General features: G+C 63.3%; 11 protein-coding genes and 1 pseudogene. 4 read left to right on the top strand and 8 right to left on the bottom strand.

Annotation, left to right across the window (positions count from 1 at the left end; genetic code table 11):
* Positions 1-85 precede the first annotated feature (85 nt).
* Positions 86-412: pseudogene (locus E3O18_RS10620) on the bottom strand (IS3 family transposase); the annotation flags it as partial.
* A 144-nt stretch (positions 413-556) separates the two neighbouring features.
* On the opposite strand from E3O18_RS10620, the gene E3O18_RS10615 reads away from it, so the two are divergent.
* Positions 557-1,618 carry a DUF561 domain-containing protein gene (locus E3O18_RS10615; RefSeq protein ID WP_134394838.1) on the top strand — a complete coding sequence of 354 codons (1,062 nt, stop codon included), beginning with the start codon at positions 557-559 and terminating at the stop codon, positions 1,616-1,618.
* A 69-nt stretch (positions 1,619-1,687) separates the two neighbouring features.
* Here the strand turns inward: E3O18_RS10615 and E3O18_RS10610 are convergent, their stop codons facing one another.
* The 5 genes from E3O18_RS10610 to pdhA all read right to left on the bottom strand — a co-directional run bounded on the left by E3O18_RS10610 (position 1,688) and on the right by pdhA (position 6,999).
* Entirely contained in the window at positions 1,688-2,344 is a 657-nt protein-coding gene (locus E3O18_RS10610) for a uracil-DNA glycosylase family protein (protein WP_241978174.1), read from the bottom strand.
* Positions 2,345-2,507: 163 nt separating this feature from the next.
* Positions 2,508-3,044: a DUF488 domain-containing protein gene (locus E3O18_RS10600; RefSeq protein WP_134394840.1), complete on the bottom strand. Its 537-nt coding sequence runs from the start codon at positions 3,042-3,044 to the stop codon at positions 2,508-2,510.
* Between the two features lie 468 nt (positions 3,045-3,512).
* Entirely contained in the window at positions 3,513-4,838 is a 1,326-nt protein-coding gene (locus E3O18_RS10590) for a dihydrolipoamide acetyltransferase family protein (RefSeq protein WP_174722117.1), read from the bottom strand.
* Positions 4,835-5,851, bottom strand: a complete 1,017-nt coding sequence (locus E3O18_RS10585) for an alpha-ketoacid dehydrogenase subunit beta (protein WP_134397328.1) — start codon at positions 5,849-5,851, stop codon at positions 4,835-4,837. The genes E3O18_RS10590 and E3O18_RS10585 overlap by 4 nt, the downstream gene beginning before the upstream one ends.
* Positions 5,848-6,999: a pyruvate dehydrogenase (acetyl-transferring) E1 component subunit alpha gene (gene pdhA / locus E3O18_RS10580; RefSeq protein WP_134394836.1), complete on the bottom strand. Its 1,152-nt coding sequence runs from the start codon at positions 6,997-6,999 to the stop codon at positions 5,848-5,850. Before pdhA ends, E3O18_RS10585 begins: the two co-directional genes overlap by 4 nt.
* Before the next feature lie 125 nt (positions 7,000-7,124).
* On the opposite strand from pdhA, the gene E3O18_RS10575 reads away from it, so the two are divergent.
* From E3O18_RS10575 to E3O18_RS10560, 3 genes are all read left to right on the top strand, one after another.
* Complete coding sequence (locus tag E3O18_RS10575) at positions 7,125-7,742, top strand: TetR/AcrR family transcriptional regulator (RefSeq protein ID WP_134394835.1); 618 nt, start codon at positions 7,125-7,127, stop codon at positions 7,740-7,742.
* A gap of 757 nt (positions 7,743-8,499) precedes the next feature.
* The gene (locus tag E3O18_RS10565; RefSeq protein WP_134394833.1) at positions 8,500-9,096 is read left to right on the top strand and encodes a hypothetical protein; all 597 of its coding nucleotides are present in this window, start codon (positions 8,500-8,502) and stop codon (positions 9,094-9,096) included.
* Between the two features lie 37 nt (positions 9,097-9,133).
* Positions 9,134-9,448: a hypothetical protein gene (locus E3O18_RS10560; RefSeq protein WP_134418075.1), complete on the top strand. Its 315-nt coding sequence runs from the start codon at positions 9,134-9,136 to the stop codon at positions 9,446-9,448.
* Between the two features lie 110 nt (positions 9,449-9,558).
* On the opposite strand, the gene E3O18_RS16595 is transcribed toward E3O18_RS10560, so the two are convergent.
* Together E3O18_RS16595 and E3O18_RS10550 are read right to left on the bottom strand one after the other, a co-directional pair.
* Positions 9,559-10,518: a chlorite dismutase family protein gene (locus tag E3O18_RS16595; RefSeq protein WP_241978173.1), complete on the bottom strand. Its 960-nt coding sequence runs from the start codon at positions 10,516-10,518 to the stop codon at positions 9,559-9,561.
* Entirely contained in the window at positions 10,515-10,880 is a 366-nt protein-coding gene (locus tag E3O18_RS10550) for a hypothetical protein (protein ID WP_134418074.1), read from the bottom strand. The genes E3O18_RS16595 and E3O18_RS10550 overlap by 4 nt, the downstream gene beginning before the upstream one ends.
* Positions 10,881-10,978 lie beyond the last annotated feature (98 nt).

The raw sequence follows: 10,978 nt of genomic DNA, 5'->3' as shown, positions 1-10,978 counted from the left end.
CGGTAGGTAGTCATCACGGTTTCGTGTGCGGTGTTTCGTCCCGCGAGCTCTTCGAAAGATTTTCGAGTAGCTCGTGCATTTTTGACATGATCTCCAACGCCACCCCCGTCGTTTCCAGGCGCCGTTCGGTTAGCTCAAGTTGGCGGCGGAGCCGGGCGATCTCGGCCTGCTCGGGCGTGAGCCGGCCGATCTTCTCCCCGGGTTTCTTGCCCTGCAGCACCCCGGCATCGCGTAGTTTTCGCCATTCCGTGATCTGGGAGGAATAGATGCCCTGCTCCCGCAAATACGCGCCGCCCCCGTTGCGGGAGATGGCGTCCTCGTAGGCGGCGAGGTGGTCAAGTTTCTGCTTCGGCGTGAACGAACGCCGGGGTGTGGGGCCGCCCGCGCGCGGGCCGGGACTGCTGTTGTTCATGGGACTATCGTCGCGCACGGCGATCAACGATGGGCTGGACATGGTGGGACTTCCTGATTCTCGCCCTACGTCAAACGGCGGACTTGCTCTGAGCTACTGGCCTCAACTCACCCTGACACGTAGGGTCCGTCCAGGGGAGAAACCGTGACACAGAAACTTACTCAGTTACTCGGCGTGCAAGCACCGATCGTTCTCGGCGCGTTCGGTGGCCTGTCGTCAATCCAACTCACTAGTCTCGTGAGCGACCGGGGTGGTCTTGGGTCTTACGGACTTTATGGGTACAGCGGAGAGCGCATCTTCTCGACCATCCAGGAGCTGCGCCACCTGACAGCGAGCCCATTCGCCGTGAACCTCTGGCTGCCTCTTCCCGGCGAACCCTCCCCCGCCGACTCACACGCCGAATTCTCAGCAGCGCTCGACGCCCTCAAACCTCTCTTCGTCGAACTCGACATCGAACCACCGCAACGACCGGACCGATACCTACCGTCGTTTTCGGAGCAGATCGATGCGGTTCTCACAGCACGCCCGGCGGTGGTCAGTTTCGTCTACGGGGTTCCGCCGGCCGAAATCGTCGATGCCGCCCACCGCTACGGAATCGTCATCCTCGGCACCGCAACAACCGTCGATGAAGCGATCGCGTTGGAGCGCGGCGGCGTTGATGCCGTAATCGCCTCCGGGGCGGAGGCTGCCGGCCACCGTGTGTCCTTCATCGACGCCGCCGAAGACTCACTCGTGGGCACATTCGCACTGGTACCTCAGGTCGTCGACGCTGTTACCGTTCCAGTCATCGCAGCAGGCGGCATCGCGGACCGTCGAGGGGTGGCCGCCGCACACGCGCTCGGCGCCGCAGGCGTCCAGGTCGGCACCGCGTTTCTCTGCGCCCGCCAGTCGGCCGCCACCGAGGCGCACCGGTTGGCGATCACGTCCACGCCGGCACACGGCACAGTCCTCACCCGGTCGATGAGCGGCCGGCTCGCTCGAGGAATACCCAACCGCGCCATCCGCACCATTGATTCCGACACCACACACATCGCGCCCTTCCCCGTGCAGAATTGGCTCACCGGGCAGTTCCGCACCGCCGCAAGCCGCCGCAACATCGGTGACCTCGTGTCACTATGGGCTGGTCAAGCCGGCCCGCTCGCCACGTGGGATGATGCCGACGACGTCTTCACCGAGCTTTTACACGGGTTGCCACCCCGTGGCTAGAGCGACAGCGCCAAGATCACACCGCCATACACAAAGACGGCGCACTGAAGCAAACGTGATGCGTTCGCTTCATCGATTCTCACATTCCCTGTCGGGGTGCTCGGGGTTCCTTCCAGACTGCGTCGACAGCTCGCGCGTGACCGAATAGTCGAGCGCGGCGCGGACGTGCGTGCGCAGCTCTGGGAGCACATCGGTGGCGAACCACGGGTTCTTCGTCTTCCACCGGAAATTCAAGGGCGACGGGTGCACGAGCGGAAACTGCTGCGGCATGAATCGCCGATAGTTGCGCACCGTATCTGTGAGTGTGTCGTGCCGTGCCGACGGCAGATAGCGCATCTGTGCGTACCGGCCGATCAGAAGGGTCAGCCGGATGTCGGGCATCAGTGCGAGCAGCGGTGGATGCCACCGATCGGCGAAACCCTTCCGAGGTGGTAGATCTCCGCTACGGCCCGCCCCTGGGTAGTAGAAATCCATCGGGAGTAAGGAGAACAGATTCGGATTTCGGAATTGTTCCTCAGTGACACCGAGCCAATCGATCAGATTCTTCCCGCTAGCATCGTCCCACGGCACACCGCTCGACTGCGCCCTGCGCCCGGGTGCCTGCCCAATCACCACGATCCTGGCGTTGGCAGACGCGGTATACAGGGGCTGCCACCCTTGCTGCCGCATGGTGGCATTGCCCTCGTCGTCGACCAGGGATTGTCTAACCGCGTCAAACTCGTTCACTAATGACCATCCGTGCCCACGGCGTGGATCGTGGCCAGATCAACGCGGTCGTCTGCCTGCCGGGGGCCGATTCCGAGTGCACGCTTGATCTCACCGTAGGTTGCGACGCAACCCGTAGGGAGCGCCACTACGACTGTGCGAACTTCCGCTGCCACGTCCATGTTCACTCTCCTCCCGATCCGGGATAGCTGATCTCTCCGTCTTGCACCCGCGCGAACGCGGTCAAACTTGCGCGCCGGGTCGACGTGATTGACATTATGTCGAATACCTCCAACCCCGCGACGATGAGCGCGTCGGTGATCAGGCGCCGGTGACACCGCCACGGCACGGCCTCGCTGCACATGATCGCGGGCACCGACTCGTTCGCGATCCGAAGCAATTCAGCAAGCCCGGAACTGAACTCCTCGGTCGCCATGTAGTCGGCGTAGTCACGGAACGCCTTGACCCGCCACGCGGTGTTCGGACTCGTCACACCAGCCGGCGTGTGCCTGCGGCCGCCGAGTTCCCGGATCCATCGGTACCCGACATGTGCGGGTAGCGCGTCTTTGATCGCGCTTTGGTTCCACTGCGGAAATTTTCGAGATGACGGAAACGAACGCACGTCAACCAGTTCGGTCACCCCATTCGAACGCAGCATCGCGAGTACTTCATCAAAATCACGAGTGGAGTGACCGATCGTCAGTACTCGGTGAAACGCCATATAAGCCACTGGTCCACGACATCCCGCCTATCTGGTCTTTCCTGTCCACGGGACTCGGCTCGGTCGGCTAGCGCTTGACTCGACCGTTTCCTGAGGTGTCCGTCTCTTGACAACAGTAAGCAAGATCACGCTGTCCTCAAGGGCGTCCACCGAATGCAACCCATCCGGGATGGTCATCAGATCGTCCGCCGAACCATTCCATGATGTTTCCCCCGCTCGCAGAAGCACCCGTCCCTCCAGCACGTGCAGAGTCGCCTCTCCCGGATTCTCGTGCTCCGAGAGACTCTCTCCGGCGCGTAACGCCATCAAAGTCTGCCGAAGCTGATGCTCGTGACCTCCGAACACCGTTCTGGCGCTCCGCCCGCTCGGGGCGCGGACCGCCAGTTCCAGCTCAATCCGGGCGAGTGCCGCCAACGAAACCTTTTGCATATCGTCACCTCCTTCCTTGTCGGTCTGGATAGTTACCGGTCATGCAATGATCGTCCACGGGTTCTCAATCAGACGAGTCAACGTTTGTAGAAACTGCGCGGCGAGGGCGCCGTCGATGATGCGATGGTCCGCGGACAGCGTGTAACGCATCCGGTGTCGCGGGAGAATCTCGTCGCCAACGACGACGGCCTCCCGTGCCGTGCCGCCGACCGCGAGAATTGCGCCTTCGGGCGGATTGATGATCGCCGTGAACTGCTCGGCCCCGAACATACCGAGGTTGCTGATCGTGAAGGTGCCACCGGACATCTGGTCGGGAGTGAGCTTCTTCGCATTCGCCAGCGACACGAGGTGACGGGTCTCGGCTCCGAGCTGGCTGACTGTCTTCTGGTCTGCGTTCTCAATCACGGGAACGACGAGCCCATTCTCGGACGCAACCGCCACACCGACGTTGACCCGATTGTGCACAAGCATCTCGCCGCTGGCGTCATCAATGTAAGACGCGTTGACTAGCGGATGCTCCCGCAATGCAAGCGCACTGGCCCGAATCAGTAGGTCGTTGACGCTGATCTTCGGCCGGCCCGCTTCGACGAGCTGCGCGTTCAATTCGGTGCGCAGGTTAACGAGGTTCTCGGCATCGGCGACCGCCGTGACATAGAAGTGCGGAATGTTCCGGGCGCTCTCTCCCAAGCGTCGGGCGATGACGCGGCGCATATTACTGAGCGGAACCGCGTCGGAGCCGCGCTTGTCATCGACGGGCGGAACGGGCTCGGCCGATGGGCCGGGCGCTCCGGCCGGTGCCGGCGGTGTTGCACCGGCCACTCCGGGTGCCTCGTCGCGCGCGGTTGGCTCGCCAGCGCCGGCAGTCACGGCAGCCGGGTGGGCGAGCAGTTCGTCGGTATCGGAACGGATGATACGGCCGCCGGGACCGGTGCCACGCAACTGGCTGAGGTCGAGATTGTTCTCACGGGCCAGCTTGCGCACGAGCGGAGATGCGAACAATCGCGGGCCGTCGTCCTGTACCGCAGTCGTCGACGGAATCGGCTGGGATTCGGGAGCAGTCGGCACGGCTGCGGGTTCAGAGGCCGCGGGAGCGGCGACCGCGGCGATGGCCGTGGCCGGGGCTACCTGCTTGCCATCGTCGAGTAAAGCAATCGGCGTTCCGATCGTGGCCTGCTCGCCCTCGGGCACGAGTTGTTTGATCAGAGTGCCGGCCTCGTAGGCCTCGAATTCCATGGTGGCTTTGTCGGTCTCGATCTCGACGAGCAGGTCGCCGATCTCGACTCTGTCGCCTGGTTGCTTGTGCCAGATCGCGATAGCGCCTTCTTCCATAGTGTCGGAGAGGCGGGGCATGGTGATTTCGATCATGAGTTGTTACCCATCGGGTTGCGGCGGTGGCCGACGGCGTCGAGAGTCTGGCGGATGGCGCCGATGACGTCATCCGCTGACGGCAACGCGGCCGTCTCCAGTGGTTTTGAGTAGGGAAGGGGAACCTCCGCCATCGCCACCCGCCGCACAGGCGCGTCCAGATAGTCGAAGGCTCCATCGGAGATAGTCGCGGCGATTTCGGCGCCGATACCGTAGGTGAGCCAGTCATCTTCGAGCACGACGGCCGCATGGGTCTTCTTGACCGATTCCACGATCGTCTCGCGGTCGAGGGGGCGCAGGCTGCGCAGGTCGATCACCTCGATATCGAGACCCTCGGAGTGCGCCAGCTGCTCGGCAACCTGGGCGGCGACCCACGCCATCCGTGAATAGCCGATGAGGGTGAGGTCACGCCCAGGCCGGGTAACAGCGGCTTTACCGATCACCGCGGGGGTATCGCCGTCGGGTACCTCGCCCTTGGTGTTGTAGAGGGACAGGTTTTCGAGGAATAGTACGGGGTCATCGTCTCGGATCGCGGCGAGCATGAGCGCCTTGGCGTCCGCGGGCGTGCTGGGGGCGACGACTTTCATTCCGGGCACGAAGGCGTAGTACAGCTCGATATTCTGAGAGTGCGTTGCGCCGAGCTGCTGCCCGCCACCGCCCGGGGTACGAATAACCAGGGGCACCCTGGCCTGGCCGCCGAACATGCCATAGATCTTGGCCGCGTGGTTGACAATCTGGTCGAGGGCAAGAAGGGAGAAGTTGATCGTCATGATCTCGACCACGGGTCGCAACCCGAGCATGGCCGCGCCGATCGCAGCGCCCGTGAAGCCCTCCTCGGCGATCGCGGTGTCGCGCACACGCTTTTCTCCGAACTCGTCGAGCATGCCTGCCGTGATCTTGTATGCGCCCTCGAAGAGACCGATCTCCTCGCCCATCAGGAACACGTTTTCGTCACGCCGCATCTCCTCGCGGATCGTGTCGTGCAGCGCTTGGCGGTAAGTCATGATGCTCATGGGTTTGTTCCTAGCTCGGGCAGAGGTGCCGGTTTGTAGAGCGGTTCGCCGGGCAGCCGGCGAGAGTCGTTGGGCACCGGGGTGGCGTAGGTGTAGTCGAACAGCGTCGACACGTCGGGGAACGAGCTGTTCTCGGCGAACGCCGCGGCCTCGCTCGCGCGGGCCGTTGCCTGCTCGTCGATGGCGATGAGGGCCTCGTGATCGAGCAGCCCGTCGGAGAGGAGCCGTGCGGCGAAGGCTGGAACGGGATCGCGTTCCTTGACCAGGCTCATCTCCTCGGCGGTGCGGTACTTCGCCGGGTCAACCACGGAATGCCCACGCAGCCTCTCGGTCATCACCTCGAGCAGGAACGGCTTGCCGGCCCGGGCGGAAACCACGGCACGCTGTGCCGCCTCGAACACGGCCAGCGGGTCGAGCCCGTCGACGCGCTCCGAGGCCATCCGGTACGCGGATGCTCGCTTGTAGAGTTCCGGCTCCGCCGAGGCCTTATCGACCGTCGTCGCCATGCCGAGGCGGTTGTTGATCACGACATAGACGATCGGCAGGTTCCAGAGCGCCGCAATGTTGAGCGATTCATGGAAGGCGCCGATGTTGGTCGTGCCGTCGCCCATGGTGCAGAGCACGATCTCCTGGCCGTCGCGGTAGTCGATAGCAAGAGCCGCACCCGTGGCCAGCGGAAGCTGGCCGCCGACGATACCGTAGCCGCCGAGCATTCGTTTCTCCATGTCGAACATGTGCATGGATCCACCCCACCCCTTAGAGACCCCGTCAACACGGCCGAAGAGCTCAGCCATCACCCGGTTCGGGTCAATGCCGCGGGCGATCGCGTAGCCGTGCTCGCGGTAGTTGGTAAAGAGGTAGTCGGTGGGTTCCAGCGCCGCCATCAGGCCAACGACCGCCGCTTCCTCTCCGAGGTTGAGGTGGCAGTAGCCGCCAACGAGCGCCTGAGTGTATGCGCGGGCCGCGCGCTCCTCAAATCGTCGGATGAGCATCATCCTGCGGTAGAACTCGACCAACTGGTCGTCGCCGGGCGCCGGAGGGCCGGCGTGCGTGCTCGACGGGGTGGGGGCCGGGGATGCTGGCGGTTCCACGGTCGGGGCGGGTTTGCGCGCGGTCGGTTTCCGCGGCATCCGCGTGTGAGCGGTCATCGGAGAACTCCTTTTCCTCTCCCCTTGTGGGGTGGAGGGTGTCTACTATTAAATGATACGTACTAGTGTCATTATATCGCCGTAGTACCGTCGATTCATAGATCCGGAGCGCAGAAGGGCCAACCATGGAGTCGCTGCACACCACGCACCCTGTTCGCAAACGTGGTCGACCGACCCAAATCGAGCGTGTGGAACGTCGCACCCAGATTCTGGAGGCCGCGCTGCCGGTCTTCCTCGAGCACGGGTTCGGCAACACCACGATGGATCAGCTCGCCGCCGCAGCCCGCGTCACCAAGCGCACTCTCTACAGCTATTGCGGCAACAAAGCCGGGGTATTCACCGAGATGCAACGACGTCTGGCTGCTACGGTCAGCGGAGATATCCCGGCGCACGACACCTTGGCGTCGCTCGCGACGCGAATCGTCCTCCGCTTGCACTCGGCCGAGATGATCGGGCTGCACCGCCTGGTGATCGCAGAGTCGCTCAGATTCCCAGAGTTGGCCAGAATCCTCTATGAGAACGGTGACCTGCGTCACATCACTCGTCTCGCTAACCTCATGCAGGCCGAATGGGGTCAGGAAGTCTCCTCAAGCGCCGAAGCACTCTTCAGCCTGTTACTCGGCGAGGACTACAGGCGGCGGCTACTCGGGCTAATCGGCCCCGCAAGTTCAGAGGAAGCAGCTACGCACGCTCTCACTGCTCTCGCGACCATCGGCACTGAGCGGTGCAACGGTTCCGTTTAAAGGGAACCCACCCCACCTGGTGCCACCGAAGCTGCCACTGTCGAACAATGACCTCAACGCCCTCCGCGGAACGGTTCAGCTGCAACCACTCGTACTCCCGCGGTTCTCACATGCGTAGCAGGACCCCGATGGCCGCATCTTGATGCCACAGGACAGATAGGATGGCGCATCCGCGGTGGAATGTTGTCGCGCCTCGAGCAATTCGGTGGATGAATGTACGGCTGGTAGCTCGGCACCCATGCAGTTCGCACTCATCGAAAAACGACGAGGAGCTAAGGCGCGTGATCGAAGGAGGCGACTTCGGCGCCTGGCGGGTGTTCGCTACGAAGGCCTACAACAATGCCTTCTGCCTCTCCGGTGGCGCCGGGACAGGGAAGACGGTTGTGCTCATTCATCGAGCTCACGCCCTTGCCTCGGAGAAGCCGACGCCACGAATTGTGCTGACGACCTTCACGACTGCGTTGTCCGCCGCGCTGGAGCGAGACCTGGAACGCCTCGATCCCTCCACGCCACGTGCAAGCGGACTGGGCGATGCCAGAGTACCCTCAAGCCTGGTCCGGTCGATGCCTTCGCCGGCTGGCACGTCACGACCGGTGAACGCATCGACGCGCCCACAGGGGAAACCGACAGCACTACTCCAAACAAGAAAGCCGGACTCGCAAAGTTCCGGTGGGGCCGGGAAATCAATATCGTCGTCCGCGTCGACTCCCAAACCCCCGGGCAGCACCGGCTTCCCGGACTGGCCGTCGCTGCAACGATGAGCCTGCCCAACGCCCGCGTCGCCGAAGAAGCCGTCTCCTTGATGAGGGCGACCAAAGCCCTCGGGTTGGCGCCTGGAGTTGGAGACGCCGACACGCAGTACTGGGCGAACTCCACGACGGACCGCCTCCATGACGATGCACTCAGCGAAGGATTCACGCCATCCACTGACTACCGCGTCGACCACTTGGGCGCCCAAGGTGGAGACCACGGCGCCTTCTTCAGAGAAGGCGGAACCTACTGCCCCGCCACTCCTGAGCCGCTTCAAAACGCGACCAAGGAACTCTTGGGCAACATCATCGACACTGCGACTTACCGGGAGCGCATCAAGAGCCGTACAACATTTCAACTCCACGTCAGAGAGAAACCCGACGCGAAAGGCCGCGTCGTGCTGCGCTGCCCTGCCCTCGGCCCCAGCCCCACCAAGACCTGTCCACTGCGGGAACTGCTCAAGACCGTGACGGACAAGGCCCGCCCCGCGGTCGACGGAGAAGACGTGCCCGACTTCGCCGACAAGATCTGCAGCCAGCCTTCCGTGTCCTTCGACACAGCGAAAAACAGGCGCAACGCTCAGGCCTTCGAATACGGGACGTGACCTCCGGGACCTTATCCAACGTCTGCAGGGAGACGGTTTGAGCACCGGTGTCTCCTTCATTGGAGGCGCCGCATTGTCCCTTCGATACATCCATGATCGTGGTCTCACCGACGATATCGACGCTGAGATTCGTCCCTCTTCCCGAGCGCTTGAGTACGCCCTCGAGATCGCCGACAACCGGGGGCGGGGTGGCGACTGGCTCAACGCCGACGCCCACGCCCAGACATACATACCCATAGCGAAGAACCCCGGCTGGGAATCCCTCTACGACGATGACTTTGTGTCCGGGTGGGTGGCCTCACCGCCCGCAGCCCCGCCGGCTCCAGAACTGGGACCGTCCCGGAGCAACTAGCGACCCACCAACGCCCCAGCCACCGGACACCACGCCAAGGCCAGAACCGGAGGGACATTCTCGCCCGTTGCTCATCATCTGCGGTTAACTGACCGGCATCGGGGCGCTCGTCACTGCGAACCGAACGACAAGCGCACCTCGACCTCGCGTTCGACGAAGATCCATTCCTCGGTGCTCCGCAACTCATCGAGCAGCTCGTCGAAATCCGCGACACTTTCGGGCGCGTACTCAAACCAGGTCAAAAAATCGAACGGCCCACCCCCATCACGGCTGTGATGGAGCCGCCGGGCCACAGCTGGCAGCGAGTTCATGGAACGTCGGATGTGGTGACTGGTTTCCTCGAAAATCTGCCGGCGTTCGTCTTGGGCCAGTTCCCACCACTCCTTTGACTTGGAGATGGGGATAAAGGAGGCGACGGTCGCGCCGGGTCGGCCCAGAGCCGGTGACCGCGCCGTCAGCTCGGCCAGTTCGGCAGCGGTCGTGTAACGCTGATGACTAACGGTGCCGCGCAGGGTCCACCCCGGGGCATCCGTGGCCGATGACCCCGACGACCATGATTCATCCTCTGCCGCTCCTTCGCGAATCAGCAGACGCGCGGCGGCGGGGAGCCCGTCACCGGTCACCGCGATGATGCGATCAATACTCCACTGGCCAGCATCGCCTGCAGTGAAAGTGACGGGTAGGGCGTCGGTCATTGGAACTCCTGACGGTATCGGCGACTTCGACGCTAACATCATCTTGAGAACCGCCCCAGCAGGCTCTGATGGCGTGCGATCAGGCATCCTCAGGTCGAAGCCCCGCGTCAGCTCAAAAAGGTTCGGCCGCCAGATCTGGGCCTGGCGTTCATCATGGTTGACGGTGACCAGCTCAGCCCGTTCGATTGCTCGGTTGGATCCTCGGGCTTCCAGGGGGGTGCCTCCTGTGACTCCTCGTCGTGCTGCGGCCTTCTCACCGACGTGCTCTGCGATGAGGACGTCGATGGTGGCATCGCCGCGGGTCCACCGGTGCTGATGGCCCTCTGGGCTTTCACCGGCGGACTCGAAGCCGACGTCAACGAGAGCTTTAGTCAAACGATGCCGTCCTCATCGTAAATTGTCTCCCACTCGACGACGCGGCCGAGGGTCGGGACGGCGTCGGCCTTCGTGACCTCGAAGTTCAGCCACTTCGCGTCCCACCCATGCTTCAGTGCGACTCGTTCGGCGGCGGCAGCGACGGAATCGTCCGAGCCGGGGCGGACGTGAAGGACATCCAGGTCCTGCGTGGTCCCCCGATCGAAGTAGCACAGGGCGAGTGCCGCACCGCCCACGAGCCGGATGCCGGCCACCTCACCCGAATTACGAAGCTCGACGACGAGATCACGGAGGCCGATGATGATCGCGTTGCGGTCCAGCGCGGTGCCGGACATCAGACGCTCGCGAAGGTATCTGCCCATGCAAGAACGCCGCGTTCGGCGAACTCGTTCGGCACGTCATCACGTTCGGGCGCGGGGTCGGCCGGGTCGACCCGGAACACGACAGGTTCGGTCAGTGC

It is taken from the genome of Cryobacterium sp. TMT2-42-4 (assembly GCF_004402645.1).
GTDB classification, from domain to species: domain Bacteria; phylum Actinomycetota; class Actinomycetes; order Actinomycetales; family Microbacteriaceae; genus Cryobacterium; species Cryobacterium sandaracinum.
This window is presented reverse-complemented; position numbering and strand designations above follow the sequence as displayed.